Origin of the sequence: Rhodococcus triatomae (assembly GCF_014217785.1) — a bacterium.
Lineage (GTDB): Bacteria > Actinomycetota > Actinomycetes > Mycobacteriales > Mycobacteriaceae > Rhodococcus_F > Rhodococcus_F triatomae.
In genome coordinates, this window is the sequence record NZ_CP048814.1 from 396,779 (window position 1) to 413,099 (window position 16,321).

Sequence of the window (16,321 nt, forward strand, 5' to 3'; positions counted from 1 at the left end):
CGGTCTGACCGGTCGAAGGCCACCTTCACCCACGGGGGGCGGGGGATCAGCCGAGGATCTCGGGCATCTCGGCGGCTTCCCCGAGAACGTGCTCGGAGAGGAAGGCGCGTACCACCTCGTACCAGAGCTTCGTGTGCTGCGGCGCGAGCACCCAGTGGTTCTCGTCCGGGAAGTACAGGAACCGGTGCGCCGTGGCCCCCTCCTCGTCGGCAGGCAGGCCGGACTCGGACAGCAGCTCGAACCACAGCCGCAGCCCCTCCCCGATCGGCACCCGGTAGTCCCGGTCGCCGTGGATGACGAGCATCGGAGTGACGATGTCGGCGACGTAGAGATGCGGCGAGTTCTCCACGGCCATCTCCGGAGTCATCTCGCGCTGCCAGTACCAGGCCGAATCGGTGGTGGGCCCGAACTGGTCCAGCGCCCAGAGGCTCGCGTGGCTCACGATCGCCTTGAACCGGCCCGTGTGCCCGGCGATCCAGTTCGCCATGTAGCCGCCGAAGGAGCCGCCCATCGCGCCCGTCCGCTCGGCATCGATCTCGGGGCGTGCCACGGCGGTGTCGGTGATCGCCATGAGATCGGTGTACGGCTCCGCGCCCCACCGTCCCCAGCCACGCTGGACGAAGCTCTGCCCGTACCCGGTGGACAGCGCCGGATCCGGAAGCAGCACGGCGTAGCCCTGCGCGACCAGGAGCCAGGGATTCCACCGCCACGACCACGTGTTCCAGGACGACAGCGGACCGCCGTGCACCCAGAGCAGCAACGGCACCGGCGCGTGCGCCTCGGCACCGGTCGGGAGCGCGAGCCAGCCACGCACGGCGGTACCGTCCGCAGCCTTCGTCTGCACCTCCGTCAGTGTGCCGGGCAGCTCCGGCAACGCCTCGGGAGCGGGAAGCATCGAGACGGCCCCGGTCACCAGGTCCACTCGCACCGGGTGCGGGGGCGCCTCGTACGACGCCCGCAGCGCGTAGGCGCACTGCCCGTCCGGCGCGACGCACACGTCGCTGTACGCCGCGTCGTCCGTGGTGATCCGTGAGACCGGGGACTCCGCAGAACTCGGGGACCCCGCGGATCCCACGCGCACGCGGAAGATCGGAGCGCGGCCCCGGTGGTCGGCGGTGAACAGCAGTTCGGTCCCGTCCGCCGACCACACCGGCGACGTCGGCCACAGATCACCGACGTCGACGAGTTCGGAGGTTCCGCGGCGCAGGTCGAACAGGTGCAGCGTGGTGCGGGGTGCGAGCAGATCGGTCGAATGTGCCTCGCGCAGATACGCCACGGACGCACCGTCCGGCGAGATCGCCGGAGCGGACACGTCGACGCCCAGGTCGTCGACCAGGAGGGACTGCTCGCCGGTGCCGGTGTCCACCTTCACCAGAACGGTGCGCATCGCCGCTCCCGCAGCGGGCACCGCCCACGTCGTGACGGCGAACTCGCCGTCCCAGGACAGGTCCACGTCGGCGTCGCGCAGTGCGGCCCCTGCCAGTGGCGTGAGATCCACCGGGGCGTCGCCGCTCCCCCCCGCCGGTGTCGAGCGAGCCCGAGAACAGGTGCGGCGCACCCGGGCCCAGGTCGTCGTCCCAGTGCCGCACCGGATAGCCGCTGTGCAGGATCGCCGAGACCTTCTTGTCCTTGCGCTCCTTGCGGATCCGCCGATCCTCGGCCACCGAGTCGGCGGCGTCCAGCAGCGGTGTGGTCAGCAGGAACCGCGGAGCGGCGCGAGCGGCGAGCACGCTGTCGACGTCATCCGCGAAGTCGGTGACACGACACGCCTCGCCGCCACCGGCCGGCAAGCGCCACAGCGCTTTCGGGCAGTCCTCGCCGCCACGGAGCGGCCGGGAGGCGAGGAAGAGCACGTCCCCGTCCGAGGTGAACACCGGCGCCGTCTCGCTCTCCGCGCCCCAGGTGAGTCTGCGGGCGGCGGTGTTCCCGGTGGGATCGACCTCCCACAGCGATGTCACGTACTTCACGGCATCGTCGTCGAGTTCCGCGTGGGCGAGGACCAGCCTGCGGCCATCCGTGGACATCGACAGGTGCGAGAGCCTGCCGAGGGCGAGGTAGTCGTCGAGTTCGTCGAAGGCGGTGCCGGCATGCATCCCTGGAATCGCTGTCACGAGTCGTTGGTATCACGGCCGCGCACCGGCCCGCGTCAGGTCAGCGCGGGTTTCGCCACATCGGGTAGAACGACGGCCCGCCCCCGGGGATCGCGACCTCCCGCACCAGCTCGAAACCGAACCGCTCGTAGTACGGCAGGTTCGCCACATTGCTGGATTCGAGGTACGCGGGCACCCCTTCCCGGTCGCACCGATCAAGCCGCGAGGTGAGCAACGCCTTGCCGAACCCTCCGCCGCGAGCGGCGGCCCCGGTGCCGATCGCCGACAGATACCAGTGCGGCTCCTCCGGGTGCACGGCCTCGAGGGCACGCTCGGCCTCGCTCCCCGCCTTCATCCGAGAACCCAGAGCACGCCACATCGCCGGCCCCATCCGCAGCATCGACCAGGTGGACTGCTTCCAGCGCCCCGGCGGATCCCACAGCGTGACTCCGCCGACCCGACCGTCGCCGTCGACCGCGACCTCCACACCGCCGCCGCCCAGGTGGTGGTATCGGGTCACCGCCGAGAACAACCCGGCCAGCCGGCGCGGGCGATCGTCGGCGTCGGGCACGATCCACACCATCATCGGATCGTCGTGGAAGGCCTCGGCGAGGATCCTGGAGAGCTCCGGCACGTCGGATCGCGTCCCTGGACGCACGTCAACCGTCATGCCACGAGGGTACGCACCGACCTCACCGCGGCACCCGTTTCCCCGACCCTGGTCGCCGCGGTGGAACGCGGGCTACTGTCGAATCGGCACGCCCCGCGAGAGAGTGGAGAACAGATGGGCCGCATCACGGTTCGTCGTCCGGTCGTGCGGGTCTCCGAGCACGGCACGACACGCCGGCCCGATTCGCTCGCGGTCGAGGAGCCACTGGAGATCCGGATCGGCGGGACCTCGCTGTCGGTCACCATGCGGACGCCGGGCCACGACTTCGACCTCGTCCACGGGTTCCTCCTCACCGAATCCCTCGTCGACTCGCGGGAGGACGTGGCCGAGCTGCAGTACTGCGGCGGCGACGCGGGCGACGGCAACACGTACAACGTCCTCGACGTCGTGTTCGCAGCGGGTGTTCGGCCGGTGATCGACCGCCACCGCAATTTCCTCACCACCTCGGCGTGCGGGGTCTGCGGCAAGGCCGCCCTCGACGACGTGTTCACCCGTACCCGGCACTCCCCCGCCGACGACCCGGTCGAGGTCACCACCGAGGCTCTCGCCGCGATGCCGACGACGCTGCGCGCAGCACAGCGCGCCTTCGACGCGACCGGAGGGCTCCACGCTGCCGGCCTGTTCCGCCCCGACGGAACGATGCTGGCGGTACGGGAGGACGTCGGCCGGCACAACGCCGTCGACAAGGTCCTCGGCTGGGCGGTCCGGGAGGGGCGGACGCCCCTGCGGGAGACGGTGTTGATCGTGAGTGGGCGGGCGTCCTTCGAACTGGTGCAGAAGTCGGTCATGGCGGGTGTACCGGTCCTCGGGGCGGTGTCGGCGCCCTCGTCCCTGGCCGTGGATCTCGCCGAACGCTCGGGGACGACGCTCGTCGGGTTCCTCAGGGGCCATTCGATGAACATCTACGCCGGTGAGAAACGAGTGACGGCACCCTGAGGAGGGTGCCGTCGATCGCCGGGCAGCCCGACACGGACGGTCCGAGATTCCGGCTGCCTCACCACATTCCGTACGTGCCCTGCATCACCGCCACCGCGATGTAGGCCACGACGACCACGGCAAACAAGGGATTCATCACTCCACCTCCGCCTCGAGACCCGACCTCACTTCGTGGGTACCCTCTCGGACGAGAACCCACACCGTCGTCTCCGTCACCCGGGCGCTGTCGCGGCCGGCGAGACGGTGCCCGTGATCGGGCCGGCTCAGATCAGCACCGAAGCGAGGATCACGCCGCCGAGAACCGACAGTGCCGCCGCGACACCGACGAGCATCGAACTCCCGGCGACCAGCGCGAGACCGGCGGCGAGAAGTGCGGCTCCGACCGCGATCGCCGCGGTCGGGGACATTGCCACGTGACGCAACCGAAGCCAGTCCCGGCCGGACGCCGGGGCTGCCGTTCGGGTGGACAGAACGTCCAGTTGGTGGCTGTGCATCGTCCGCTCTCTGTCAAGTGTGAGTTGCATCACTTCAAAGGTGATACACACGTTGTACCTCACATCGCGACAGCGCGCCAGTCGTTACTTCACCGGGCCACGCACCGGCCTCACGACAGCCCGTCGAACCGGCGAAACCCGGTCATCCTCGGGAACAGAGAAATTGCACCGCGGCCCGATAGCCGTCGATGCCGAGCCCCGCGATCACGCCGGTCGCCACCCCGGAGACATACGAGTGCCGACGGAACTCCTCGCGCCGGTGGACATTGCTGATATGCACCTCGACGACGGGGACCTCGAGCGTCGCCAGGGCGTCGCGGAGCGCCACAGAGGTGTGAGTGAACCCGGCGGGGTTGATCACCAGCCCGGACGCATGCCCCCGGGCCTGCTGGACCCAGTCGATGAGCTCGCCCTCGTGGTTGGACTGACGCGCCTCGATCTCCCGCCCGGCCTCCGCGGCGGTGCGCCGACACAACTCGACCACGTCGTCGAGAGTCGCCGAACCGTAGATCTCGGGTTCACGCAGGCCGAGCAGGTTCAGGTTGGGTCCGTTGAGGACGTAGATCGGTCCGGTCACAGAGCGGAAGTCTACGCGGACTTGTCCCGGCGCTCGCCGCGCTCGCGCTTGCGCGGTACGACGGTGGGCAGCACGTTGTCGTTGACCGTCTCGGCGCTGACCACGACCCGCTCCACGTCGTCGCGGCTGGGGATGTCGTACATCACCGGGAGAAGAACTTCCTCCATGATGGCGCGCAGGCCGCGCGCCCCGGTGCCCCGGAGGATGGCCTGGTCCGCGATGGCCTCGAGCGCATCCTGGGTGAACTCGAGCTCCACGTTGTCCATCTCGAACAACTTGGTGTACTGCTTCACCAGGGCGTTCTTCGGTTCGGACAGAATCTGGACCAGCGACTCCTTGTCCAGGTTCGTCACCGATGCGACGATCGGCAACCGACCGATGAACTCGGGAATGAGCCCGAACTTGATGAGGTCCTCGGGCAGCACCTCGGCGAAGTGATCGCGCGTGTCGATCTCGGCCTTGGACCGCACCTCGGCACCGAAACCGATGCCGCGCTTGCCCACCCGGTCGGACACGATGCGCTCGAGCCCTGCGAAGGCGCCGGCGACGATGAACAACACGTTGGTGGTGTCGATCTGGATGAACTCCTGGTGCGGATGCTTGCGGCCGCCCTGCGGCGGCACGCTCGCCTGCGTGCCCTCGAGAATCTTGAGCAGCGCCTGCTGCACGCCCTCGCCGGAGACGTCGCGGGTGATCGACGGGTTCTCGCTCTTGCGGGCGATCTTGTCGACCTCGTCGATGTAGATGATGCCGGTCTCGGCTCGCTTGACGTCGTAGTCCGCGGCCTGGATCAGTTTGAGGAGGATGTTCTCGACGTCCTCGCCGACATACCCGGCCTCGGTCAACGCGGTCGCGTCCGCGATGGCGAACGGCACGTTGAGCATCTTGGCGAGTGTCTGGGCGAGGTAGGTCTTTCCGCAGCCGGTCGGGCCCAGCATGAGAATGTTCGACTTGGCGATCTCGACGCTCTCACCACGCGGATCACGGGACTTGTCGCCCGCCTGGATCCGCTTGTAGTGGTTGTAGACGGCCACCGCGAGGGTCCGCTTCGCGGAATCCTGCCCGATCACGTAGTTCTCCAGGAACTCACGGATCTCGGTCGGCTTGGGCAGCTCGTCCAGCTTGACGTCGCTGGACTCGGCGAGCTCTTCCTCGATGATCTCGTTGCAGAGGTCGATGCACTCGTCGCAGATGTACACCCCTGGACCCGCTATGAGCTTCTTGACCTGCTTCTGGCTCTTGCCACAGAAAGAGCACTTGAGCAGATCTCCGCCGTCACCGATGCGTGCCATCTCGTCAGGTCCCTACTTCCTTCGTGAACGTGCAACCGCCCGTCATGTGACCGTACCCGGATTTTCGGAACCAGGTCGACTGCTTACCGGCGATTCGCGCCGCGTACGGGGCGTATCGCCGTCCACCGGCCATCCGCCACGGTACGGGTCGCCGGGGCGAGGTCCCACCCGAATCGCCGAGTGGACTGTCCGGACGATACCGCTACCCGAGGTTCCGGGCCGGGCGTGTCGCACGGCCCGGAACCGAATACGGGTCCGGTGGCGTCTACTTCTGGGCGCTGAGCTTCCGGTATTCGAGCACGTCGTCGATGATGCCGTACTCGACGGCCTCGGCCGCGGTGAGGATCTTGTCGCGATCGGTGTCCTTGCGGATCACGTCGGGGTCCTTACCCGTGTGCCTGGCCAGCGTGGTCTCCATCAGGCGACGCATCCGCTCGATCTCCGCGGCCTGGATCTCGAGGTCGGAGACCTGACCCTGGATACCACCCGTGGCCGGCTGGTGGATCAGTATGCGAGCGTTCGGGAGCGCGAGCCGCTTACCGGGGGTTCCGCCGGCCAGCAACACCGCCGCCGCCGAGGCGGCCTGGCCCAGGCAGACAGTGGTGATGTCGGCGCGGACGTACTGCATGGTGTCGTAGATCGCCATCAGCGACGTGAACGAACCACCGGGCGAGTTGATGTACATCGTGATGTCGCGGTCCGGGTCCTGCGATTCGAGGACCAGCAACTGGGCCATCAGGTCGTTCGCGGAGACGTCGTCGACCTGTGAGCCGAGGAAGATGATGCGTTCCTCGAACAGCTTGTTGTAGGGGTCGGACGTCTTGACGCCGTAGCTGGTCTGCTCGGTGAACTGCGGCAGGATGTACCGGCTCTGCGCCGGTGCACCCGCGCTGCCGCCGGGCTGGCGTGGATCGAACAGGTTGGTCATCGGTTCTCCCAATAAGTCGAGGAGCTCGAGTCGAAGAGCTCGAGTCGAGGCTTTCGAGGGTCGAGGCGTTCGAGGGTCGAGGCGTTCGCAGGCGTGAGAACTGCGGAGGCGCGGGAACTGCGGATCAGTTACCCGTGCCGCCGGCCTGATTCGCCCGGCTCACGACGTGGTCCACGAAGCCGTACTCGAGTGCCTGCTGCGCGGTGAACCAACGGTCGCGGTCGGAGTCCGCGGTGATCTGTTCGACCGTCTGTCCGGTGTGTGCCGCGATGAGCTCGGCCATTTCCCGCTTGGTGTGCGCGAACTGCTCGGCCATGATCGCGATGTCGCTCGCGGTACCGCCGATACCGGCCGACGGCTGGTGCATCATGATCCGCGCGTGCGGGAGGGCGTACCGCTTGCCCTTCGTTCCCGCCGAGAGCAGGAACTGGCCCATCGATGCGGCCAGCCCCATTCCGAAGGTGGCGACGTCGCACTCCGCGAACTGCATGGTGTCGTAGATCGCCATTCCGGCGCTGACCGAACCGCCCGGCGAGTTGATGTACAGCGAGATGTCGCGGGTCGGATCCTCCGCGGCGAGCAGCAGGATCTGTGCGCAGAGCTTGTTCGCGATGTCGTCGTCGACCTGGGTACCGAGGAAGATGATGCGCTCACGCAGCAGGCGCTCGAAGACCGAATCACTGAGATTCAGGCCGGAAGTGGCCGAGGTCATGGCGGGACTCTGCAGGGTAGCCAGATGTGGGGTCTCCAGGTGATGGGAAGTCACGGTACCTGCCTTCTGAAGTGAAATCTTCGTGGTGGAGCTTCTCGCGAGAAGCCTCATGGTGAAGCAACTGTCTTGCCTACACAGACACTAACGAAGTAGGGCGGCACCGGAGTCCCGGTGCCGCCCTACTTCGCTCAAAGCGGAAATCGCATCCCTCGATCGAGAGGACGAATCGCCCTGTGACCAGCCTTATTCAGCGGATTCGCTGTCGGCGGAATCGTCGGACTCACCCGAGCCGAAAAGCTCGGCCGTGTCGATGGACTCGCCGGCGGTGTCCGTGACGACGGCCTTCTCGACGACCTCGGCGAGAGCCTTGCCGCGACGGACGTCGGCGAACACGGCACCGAGCTGACCGGCCTGCTGGATCTGCTGGATGAACTGCTCGGGCGCCATGCCGTAGCGCTGCGCCTGGAACAGGATGCGCTCGGTGAGCTCGTCCTGCCCGACGGTGACGTCCTCGGCATCGGCGATCGAGTCCAGCAGCAGCTGGGTCTTCACCGAACGCTCGGCGCTCTCCTTGGCGTCCTTGTCGAACTCCTCGCGGCTCGACCCCTGCTCCTCGAGCAGCTTGTCCAGTGCCGCCTCGTCGTGATCGAGACCGTGGATCGCGTCGTGCAGCGCCGAATCGACCTCGGCCTTGACCACGGCCTCGGGCAGCGGGACGTCGACGGTCTCGAGCAGCTGCTCGAGAACCTTGTCGCGGATCTGACCGGCCTGCTCGACCTTGCGGACGCGGCCCACCCGCTCACGCAGGTCGGCCACCAGCTCGTCGAGCGTGTCGAACTCGCTCGCGAGCTGGGCGAACTCGTCGTCAGCCTCGGGGAGCTCGCGCTCCTTGACGGTGTCCACCGTGACGGTGACCACCGCTTCCTTGCCCGCGTGGTCCCCGGCGACGAGATTCGAGGAGAACTCCTTCGACTCGCCGGCCTTCAGGCCGATGATCGCCTCGTCGAGCCCCTCGATCAGCTGGCCGGAGCCGACCTCGTGGGAGAGCCCGGTGGTGGCGGCCTCGGGGACGTCCTCACCGTCGACGGTCGCCGACAGGTCGATCGACACGAAGTCGCCGTCCTGGACCGCGCGATCCACTCCGGTGAGGGTGCCGAACCGCTGACGCAGGGACAGCAACTGCTCGTCGACCGCTTCCTCGGTGATCTCGACCGGGTCGACCGTCACCGCGATGGTCGAGTAGTCCGGAAGGGTGATCTCGGGGCGGACGTCCACCTCGGCGGTGAACTCCAGGGTCTCCCCGTCCTCGAGCTTGGTGATCTCGATCTCCGGCTGGCCGATGGCCTTGACCTCGGCGGTGGTCACGGCCTCGGAGTACTTGCCCGGCAGGGTGTCGTTGACGACCTGCTCGAGCACGGCGCCGCGGCCGACGCGCGCCTCGAGCAACTTGGCGGGAGCCTTGCCCGGACGGAATCCGGGGAGACGAATCTGCTGCGCGAGCGCCTTGTAGGCCTTGTCGAAATCAGGCTTGAGCTCCTCGAAGGGCACCTCAACGTTGATACGGACTCGCGTCGGGCTGAGCTGCTCGACGGTGCTCTTCACGGACTTGCTCCTTCGTGTGCTCGTGTACATCTGTCCGGCGAACCGGGCCGATTTCGGTCGGCCGGTCCTCCGGGTCGGCTCGGTGCCGGTGTTCTTCTGGTCGGGATGACAGGATTCGAACCTGCGACCCTCCGCTCCCAAAGCGGATGCGCTACCAAGCTGCGCCACATCCCGGTTCGAGAAGGAACCCCACCGACCTGTGAGGACCCGAGGGAGAATCCTACGGCCCCCCGATTAGGAATTCCAAAGCCGGGTTCGGTACAGTCGGTGATCGCAGCCGACAGCGCCGGATGTTGTATCCTCGCTGCCGAAAGCACCGGGGATGTAGCTCAATGGTAGAGCCTCAGTCTTCCAAACTGATTACGCGGGTTCGATTCCCGTCATCCCCTCTCGAAGAAGCGTCTCCCCACCCGGGAGGCGCTTCTTTTCGATCGGCGCCCGCCCACCCCCGTGGCGCTGCGCCGAACCCCTGTTCACCGCACGTTCACTCCGCCGGCTCCGGCGGTTCGTTCGCTCTCCGCGTAACACTCCCGGCCGTCGGTAGGGTGGACAGTGTCCGAATTGCCGACCTCGCCGCACTGCCGACCTCGGACACTGGAGGCCCCACCATGGAATTGATCCTCATCCTCGCTGTTCTCGCAGCCGTCGTCTTCCTCGTGATGCGCACGCAGAACAATTCGGGAAGCTCGACACGCCAGCTCGAGGACGCCAAGGCGGATGCCCGCCAGGCGATCGAACGGCTCGGTGGACAGGTCTACGCACTGGTGGGCTCCGACACCGCATCCAAGCAGGCACTCGCGGACGCCTCCGAGCGGTACACGGCAGCGGGGTCCCAGATCGAGCAGGCCAACTCCCCGGTCCAGGCCCGGCTCGCGAAGCAGACCGCTCTCGAAGGGCTCTACTACATCCGCGCGGCCCGCACCGCGATGGGCATGGATCCCGGACCGGAGGTCCCCACCCTCGACGGGCAGAAGTCGGCAGGCACCGTCACCGAGGAGCGCGAGATCGAGTTCGAGGGCCGGCAGGTCGCCGCTTCCCCGACCCCCTCGGGACGTACGCCGAACTACTACCCCGGCGGCCGGGTCGCCGGGCGGCCCGTCCCGGCCGGCTGGTACTCCGAACCGTGGTGGAAGCCGGCCCTCGTCGCGGGCGCATGGGGCATCGGGTCGATGTTCCTCTTCTCGGCTCTGTTCTCCGGAATGGCCGGAGTCGGCTACAGCGCACAGGATTTCGAGAGTGGAGCCGGTGACGGCTCGGACGCGGGTGCCGGCGACGGCGGGTACGGAGACGGCGACGGCGGCTACGGCGACGGCGGAGATGCGGGCGGCGACACCGACTTCGGCGCTGCCGGTGGGGACGACTTCGGCGGAGGAGACTTCGGGGGCGGAGACTTCGGGGGCGGGGACTTCGGGGGCTTCGACTTCTGACGCCCGCCCACTCGCACCGCCACTGACGCGCCGCCCGCACCGCGGGCGGCGCGTCAGTTCTCGCTGCGGGTGATGCGGCGCACCATGTCGAGTAGGTCGTTCATCTCCTGCTGCGAAGCCACGACGGTGTTCCCGGACAGCGCCGCGTTGTAGTAGAGACCGTCCCCCATGAGCGCGACCATCCGCGCGGCGGTGCGGTCGCCCATCTCGTCCGCGAGCGCGTCCATCCAACCGTGGTGGATCCTGAGCAACGCCTCCTGCGCCCGCGCGTTCGCACCTTGACTCAGTCGCATCGTGGAGACGATCGCGCGGTCGAGTGGGCTGTCGGCGTAGTTCGACGTCGTGAGGTAGTAGGCGGCGGGCCCCTCCGGCGCGGTCCGCATCGTGTCGATGTCGGCGGCGGCGAGTTCCTCCAGGTACGCGACGAGCCCCTCCACGAGCGCATCCTTCGAGCCGAAGTGGTAGAGCAGCCCACCCTTCGACACTCCCGCCTCGGTCGCGACGGCTTCCAGCGTGGCGGCGCGTTCGCCGTTCTCGATGAGGATCTCGATGAACGCATCCAGTAGTCGGGCACGCGCGGCGGGAGGAGGAGGCACGTGCCGATGATAAGGGGCTCGTTACTGTACCGTCCAGCTGGTACAGTAACGTCTCGTCCCTCATCCATCCCTTTCGACCGGAGAGAAGCATGTCCACCTTCGCCCCCACCGCCCCCTCACGTGCCCCCGGTACGGCGACGGCCGGGCCCCGGGAATGGTTCGCGCTCGCGGTCCTGATGCTTCCGGTCCTGCTGGTCTCGGTGGACAACACGGTGCTCGCGTTCGCGCTGCCGTCGATCTCGGCCGCTCTGGGGCCGTCGGGCAGCCAGCAGCTGTGGATCATCGACATCTACCCGCTCGTGTTGGCGGGGCTCCTGGTGTCGATGGGCAGCATGGGAGATCGATTCGGGCGGCGGCGCCTGCTACTCCTCGGCGCCACCGGGTTCGCGGCGGTATCGGTGTTCGCGGCCTACGCCCCGTCCGCCGAGATGCTGATCGCCTCCCGCGCAGCGCTCGGCTTCTTCGGCGCGATGCTCATGCCCTCCACCCTGTCGCTGCTCCGCAACATCTTCGTCGACGCGACGCAACGACGGCTCGCGATCGCGGTGTGGGCCGCCTGTTTCGCCGCGGGCGCGGCGCTCGGGCCGATCGTCGGCGGGTTCCTGCTCGAGCACTACTGGTGGGGCTCGGTGTTCCTGCTCGCCGTCCCGGTGCTGATCCCGTTGCTGATCCTGGCCCCGATCTTCGTGCCCGAGTCGAGGGACCCGAATCCCGGCCGGATCGACCCGGTGAGCATCGCGCTGTCCCTGACAGCCCTCGCACCGCTCGTGTTCGCGATCAAGAACGTCGCCAAGGACGGCTCGGCGGCCTCGATCGTCGTCCCCGCGGTGGTCGGCCTCGTGGCGACCGCGCTGTTCGTCCGGCGCCAGTTGCGGCGGCCGGACCCGATGCTGGATGTCCGTCTGTTCACGGTGCCGACGTTCTCGGGCGCCGTCGTGGTGAACCTGTTGAGCGTGTTCTCGCTCGTCGGCTTCCTGTTCTTCGTGTCGCAGCATCTGCAACTGGTGATCGGGCAACGCCCGATGCAGGCAGGCCTGAGCCTCGTCCCCGGCCTGCTGGTCATGGTCGTCGCCGGGCTCTCCGTGGTGCCTCTGGTGCGCCGGATCGCACCGGTCACCATCGTGGTGACGGCCCTGCTGCTGTCCGCGCTCGGCTACGTCGCCGTACTCGTGTTCGCCACGCCGGACGCGGTGGCGCCGATCCTCGTCGCCTTCGCCGTCCTCGGGGCCGGTATCGGTGCGGCCGAGACGATCTCCAACGACCTCATCGTCTCGAGTGTCCCTCCACAGAAGGCGGGTGCCGCCTCGGCGGTGTCCGAGACCGCCTACGAACTGGGTGCGGTTCTGGGTACCGCGGTGCTGGGAACCATCCTCACCGCGTCGTACCGGTCGCACCTGGTGGTGCCCGACGGAATCGGCACCGAGGCCGCAGAGGCCGCCGGCGAAACGCTCGGCGGGGCACATCATGTCGCCGAGACGCTCCCGCCCGAGCTGGGCGCCGCACTACTCGAATCGGCAGGCAGCGCCTTCGACACCGGCGTCGGCGTCACCTCCGGCATCGGGGCCGCCCTGATGGTGGTGGCCGCCGGGCTCGCGTTCGTCACGCTGCGGACGCGTCGCACCATGCCCTGACGGCCCCCTGCGACAGCCGTGTGCCGAATCCGGACCACCCCGACATCCGGATTCGGCACACTCGACACATGGAGCACATGTCGGAGCCCGAATGGCACGAATTCGTCCTGGCCGGGACCCGCACCGCGAAGGTCGCCACCGTCCGCGCGGACGGGCGACCGCACGTGGCCCCGGTGTGGTTCACCCTCGACACGCACGCTCCCGGCGGGACCGAGGTGGTGTTCAGCACCGGCGAGAAGTCGGTCAAGGGACGCAATCTCGCCCGCGACCCCCGGGTGTCGATCTGTGTGGACGACCAGGAACCGCCGTTCGGCTTCGTGATCCTCACCGGCGAGGCCGTATTCGACCGGGACCCGGATGCGCTGCTGACGTGGGCGACACGCCTGGGCAGCCGCTACATGGGCGAGGAAGCGGGCGCCGAGTTCGGGCGACGCAACGCGGTACCCGGCGAACTGCTGGTCCGGGTACGGGTCGCCGGTGTCGTCGCCGAACGGGACCTCACCGGCTGAGCGTCACTGCTGACAGCGGGGGCACCAGAACAGGTTCCGGCCGCGCATGACCGCGTGCGCCACGGGTTCGCCGCAGATGCGGCAGGATGCCCCGGCGCGACGGTAGACGTAGGTGCGCGGCCGATCCGCGGCGTAGGCGGGCTCGCCGTGGTCGTGTTCCGGGTGCACCACGTGCATCCGTCCTCGACGGACACCGACCTGCATCAGCTCGACGAGGTCGGCCCAGATCGCGTCCCATTCCTGCCGGTCCAGCGACCGACCCTGGCGTTCGGGGTGGATACCGTGCCGGAACAACACCTCGGCACGGTAGACGTTGCCCACGCCCGCGAGCACGGACTGGTCCATCAGAAGGGCACCGATCGGGGTCCGGGACCGCGAGATCTTCGACCACGCTCGTTCCGGATCGGCGTCCGGGCGCAACGGATCGGGGCCGAGTCGCGCCTCGATCGCCTCGACTCGATCCGGGGTGAGCACCTCGCAGGCCGTCGGTCCCCGTAGATCCGTCCCGTGGGTAGCACCGGTCATCCGCATTCGGATCTGGCCCACCGGGTCGGGTGCGGGCAGATCCCAGTCGGTGAATGCCCCGTACAGCCCGAGGTGAACGTGCACCACGAGGTCACCCTCGTAGTGATGCCACAGGTGTTTGCCCCAGGCGTCGGCACGTTCGAGGACTCTGCCGTCCAGCCGCGCGGCCTCGTGGGCGAAGCGACCCTGCGGGCTCCCCACCCGCACCGGCGCCCCGGCGAACCGTCGCTGGTGCAGACGTGCGAGCCGATGCAGGGTATGGCCCTCAGGCACTTCCCCGTCGCCTCCCCACCGGGTGACGGGGGTCTGCGGTCATGCCCCGGGGACGGCGGGGGCGACGCCGGTGCGCTCGTACTCCGAGAGGATGTCGATGCGGCGCTGGTGCCGCTCCTCCCCCGACCACGGGGTGGCGAGGAAGGCGTCGACGATGGCGAGTGCCTCCTCCAGCGTGTGCATGCGGCCGCCGATGCCGATCAACTGAGCCTTGTTGTGCTGGCGCGCGAGCTGCGCGGTCTCGACGCTCCAGGCCAGCGCGCATCGGGCGCCGGGAACCTTGTTCGCGGCGATCTGCTCACCGTTGCCGCTGCCGCCGAGCACGATGCCGAGGCTGCCCTCGTCCTCCACCACACGGCGCGCGGCGTCGATGCAGAAGGCGGGGTAGTCGTCGAGCGCGTCGTACTCGTGTGCGCCGCAGTCCACCGCCTCGTGGCCGTTCGCGATCAGGTGGTCCTTGATCTGGTTCTTGAGTTCGAAGCCGGCGTGATCGGCACCCAGGTATACGCGCATGCGGCAATTCTGACAGACCCCCGCGGCCACCGGTCAGGGGCCGGGTGCACCGAGCGCTGCGCGCGTCCGGTAGACCAGCGCACCAGCACCCAGGACCACACAGCCCCCGATCACCGCCGCTGCCGGAAGAAACGCCGCGAGGAGGAGACATCCGAGTCCCCCGACCAGGGCGACGGTCCGGGGCCAGGGGCGCGACGACAGCGTCCACGCGGACAGGTTCGCGATCAGGTAGTAGACCAGTACCGCGAACGACGAGAACCCGATCACCTCGCGGAGGTCCGCGGTGGCGGCCAGCAGCGCAACGACCGTCCCCACCACGATCTCGGCTCGGTACGGCACGCCGAAGCGAGGGTGGACCGCACCGAGCAGGCTCGGCAGGTGCCGGTCCCGGGCCATGGCGAGCGCCGTACGCGACACCCCGAGGACGAGCGTGAGCAGCGCCCCGGCCGCCGCGACCACGGCCGCGATCCGAACGACCGGTTCCAGGCCGGGGTACCCGGCGGCCCGCACGGCCTGCGCGAGCGGGTCCGTCGCGGCGGCGAGCCCGGTGGGACCCAGCACGGACAGAACCGCCACCGCGACGAGGGCATACACCACCAACGTGACGGCCAGCGCGATCGGGACGGCCCGCGCGATGGTGCGGCGGGGATCGCGGACCTCCTCCCCGAGAGTCGCGATCCGGGCATACCCGGCAAAGGCGAAGAAGAGCAGACCGGCAGCCTGCAGCACCCCCACGACTCCGCGCTCGGGCGCCGACACCAGCGCACCCACCCCCCTCGTCGGCGCCGACCAGGCAGGCCACGACGACCGTCGCCAGCACCAGCAGCACCGCGACCACGATCCCGCGTGTCAGCAGGGCGGACTTCTGCACTCCCAGGCAGTTGACCGCCGTGATCACGAGGACGGTGACGACCGCGACGAGTTGTTCGCGTCCCGGCCACGCATAGGCGCCGACGGTCAGTGCCATCGCGGCACACGACGCCGTCTTACCGACGACGAAAGCCCATCCGGCCAGGTACCCGTAGAAGGGGCCCAGACGCTCACGGCCGTAGACGTAGGCGCCACCGGACTGCGGGTAGATCGCCGCGAGCCGAGCGGTGGAGGTGGCGTTGCAGTACGCGATCACGGCCGCCACTGCCAGCGCCGCGAGCAGCGCGCCCCCGGCCGCGGCCGCGGCGGGAGCCAGAGCCGCGAAGATCCCCGCGCCGATCATCGACCCGAGTCCGATCGCCACCGAGTCGACCACGCCCAGGCGCCGACGTAGCCGAGGCGCCCCTGCGGGCGAGGCGCTGTCCCGAGTCACGTCGCAGGGGTCCTTCCGGCCGTGTCGAGAGTCGCCACCGGACGCCGATGCTAGTACGCGCGAACGTAGCCCGCAGCGCGACAATGCGACTCGGGCTCCTCAGGCCCCGACGCGCTCGCAGTGTGTGCGCACCGACTCCTCGAGCCTGCCGATCCCGAGCCAGACGTGATCGCCGTCGAGCCGGCCCCACCCGGAGAGCGCGCACGCCGCCGGGTGTGTCTCCCGAGCCTTCATGGATCGGAT

General features: G+C 68.7%; 16 protein-coding genes, 2 tRNA genes and 2 pseudogenes. 5 read left to right on the forward strand and 15 right to left on the reverse strand.

What is annotated here, in order from left to right; all coding sequences use genetic code 11:
* Positions 1-46: 46 nt before the first annotated feature.
* Positions 47-2,111, reverse strand: a pseudogene (locus tag G4H71_RS01880) (S9 family peptidase).
* 40 nt (positions 2,112-2,151) lie between these two features.
* Positions 2,152-2,760: a GNAT family N-acetyltransferase gene (locus G4H71_RS01885; RefSeq protein WP_072739305.1), complete on the reverse strand. Its 609-nt coding sequence runs from the start codon at positions 2,758-2,760 to the stop codon at positions 2,152-2,154.
* 114 nt (positions 2,761-2,874) lie between these two features.
* Here G4H71_RS01885 and fdhD point away from each other — a divergent pair, with 114 nt between their 5' ends.
* A complete protein-coding gene (gene fdhD, locus G4H71_RS01890) occupies positions 2,875-3,696 on the forward strand; it encodes a formate dehydrogenase accessory sulfurtransferase FdhD (protein WP_072739303.1) in 822 nt (273 codons plus the stop codon).
* Positions 3,697-3,959: 263 nt separating this feature from the next.
* Here fdhD and G4H71_RS01895 read toward each other — a convergent pair whose 3' ends face one another.
* From G4H71_RS01895 to G4H71_RS01925, 7 genes are all read right to left on the reverse strand, one after another.
* Positions 3,960-4,190, reverse strand: coding sequence for a hypothetical protein (locus G4H71_RS01895; RefSeq protein WP_139183159.1), 231 nt, complete (start codon positions 4,188-4,190; stop codon positions 3,960-3,962).
* 142 nt (positions 4,191-4,332) lie between these two features.
* Complete coding sequence (gene aroQ / locus G4H71_RS01900; protein WP_072739301.1) at positions 4,333-4,767, reverse strand: type II 3-dehydroquinate dehydratase; 435 nt, start codon at positions 4,765-4,767, stop codon at positions 4,333-4,335.
* Positions 4,768-4,778: 11 nt separating this feature from the next.
* Positions 4,779-6,059 carry an ATP-dependent Clp protease ATP-binding subunit ClpX gene (clpX, locus tag G4H71_RS01905; RefSeq protein ID WP_072739299.1) on the reverse strand — a complete coding sequence of 427 codons (1,281 nt, stop codon included), beginning with the start codon at positions 6,057-6,059 and terminating at the stop codon, positions 4,779-4,781.
* Between the two features lie 265 nt (positions 6,060-6,324).
* Positions 6,325-6,987, reverse strand: coding sequence for an ATP-dependent Clp protease proteolytic subunit (locus G4H71_RS01910; RefSeq protein WP_072739297.1), 663 nt, complete (start codon positions 6,985-6,987; stop codon positions 6,325-6,327).
* A gap of 124 nt (positions 6,988-7,111) precedes the next feature.
* Entirely contained in the window at positions 7,112-7,699 is a 588-nt protein-coding gene (locus G4H71_RS01915; protein ID WP_072739296.1) for an ATP-dependent Clp protease proteolytic subunit, read from the reverse strand.
* Positions 7,700-7,942: 243 nt separating this feature from the next.
* The gene (gene tig / locus G4H71_RS01920) at positions 7,943-9,301 is read right to left on the reverse strand and encodes a trigger factor (RefSeq protein ID WP_072739294.1); all 1,359 of its coding nucleotides are present in this window, start codon (positions 9,299-9,301) and stop codon (positions 7,943-7,945) included.
* A gap of 97 nt (positions 9,302-9,398) precedes the next feature.
* Positions 9,399-9,475: transfer RNA gene (locus tag G4H71_RS01925), tRNA-Pro, on the reverse strand.
* Between the two features lie 144 nt (positions 9,476-9,619).
* On the opposite strand from G4H71_RS01925, the gene G4H71_RS01930 reads away from it, so the two are divergent.
* Positions 9,620-9,690: transfer RNA gene (locus G4H71_RS01930), tRNA-Gly, on the forward strand.
* Positions 9,691-9,909: 219 nt separating this feature from the next.
* On the forward strand, positions 9,910-10,728 hold the full coding sequence (locus G4H71_RS01935; protein ID WP_072739336.1) for a hypothetical protein: 819 nt from the start codon (positions 9,910-9,912) through the stop codon (positions 10,726-10,728).
* 53 nt (positions 10,729-10,781) lie between these two features.
* Here the strand turns inward: G4H71_RS01935 and G4H71_RS01940 are convergent, their stop codons facing one another.
* The gene (locus tag G4H71_RS01940) at positions 10,782-11,324 is read right to left on the reverse strand and encodes a TetR/AcrR family transcriptional regulator (protein ID WP_072739293.1); all 543 of its coding nucleotides are present in this window, start codon (positions 11,322-11,324) and stop codon (positions 10,782-10,784) included.
* 89 nt (positions 11,325-11,413) lie between these two features.
* On the opposite strand from G4H71_RS01940, the gene G4H71_RS01945 reads away from it, so the two are divergent.
* Together G4H71_RS01945 and G4H71_RS01950 are read left to right on the forward strand one after the other, a co-directional pair.
* Complete coding sequence (locus tag G4H71_RS01945; protein WP_072739291.1) at positions 11,414-12,955, forward strand: MFS transporter; 1,542 nt, start codon at positions 11,414-11,416, stop codon at positions 12,953-12,955.
* A 68-nt stretch (positions 12,956-13,023) separates the two neighbouring features.
* The gene (locus G4H71_RS01950) at positions 13,024-13,464 is read left to right on the forward strand and encodes a PPOX class F420-dependent oxidoreductase (RefSeq protein ID WP_072739290.1); all 441 of its coding nucleotides are present in this window, start codon (positions 13,024-13,026) and stop codon (positions 13,462-13,464) included.
* A 3-nt stretch (positions 13,465-13,467) separates the two neighbouring features.
* On the opposite strand, the gene G4H71_RS01955 is transcribed toward G4H71_RS01950, so the two are convergent.
* From G4H71_RS01955 to G4H71_RS22475, 5 genes and pseudogenes are all read right to left on the reverse strand, one after another.
* Positions 13,468-14,262, reverse strand: coding sequence for an Fpg/Nei family DNA glycosylase (locus G4H71_RS01955; protein ID WP_072739288.1), 795 nt, complete (start codon positions 14,260-14,262; stop codon positions 13,468-13,470).
* A gap of 39 nt (positions 14,263-14,301) precedes the next feature.
* Entirely contained in the window at positions 14,302-14,775 is a 474-nt protein-coding gene (locus tag G4H71_RS01960) for a ribose-5-phosphate isomerase (RefSeq protein WP_072739286.1), read from the reverse strand.
* A 33-nt stretch (positions 14,776-14,808) separates the two neighbouring features.
* Positions 14,809-15,546 (reverse strand): APC family permease, encoded by a 738-nt coding sequence (locus G4H71_RS22755; RefSeq protein ID WP_311774407.1) that lies wholly within the window; start codon positions 15,544-15,546, stop codon positions 14,809-14,811.
* A gap of 58 nt (positions 15,547-15,604) precedes the next feature.
* Positions 15,605-15,988: pseudogene (locus tag G4H71_RS22760) on the reverse strand (amino acid permease); the annotation flags it as partial.
* Positions 15,989-16,177: 189 nt separating this feature from the next.
* A complete protein-coding gene (locus tag G4H71_RS22475; protein WP_255314918.1) occupies positions 16,178-16,312 on the reverse strand; it encodes a hypothetical protein in 135 nt (44 codons plus the stop codon).
* Positions 16,313-16,321: the final 9 nt, after the last annotated feature.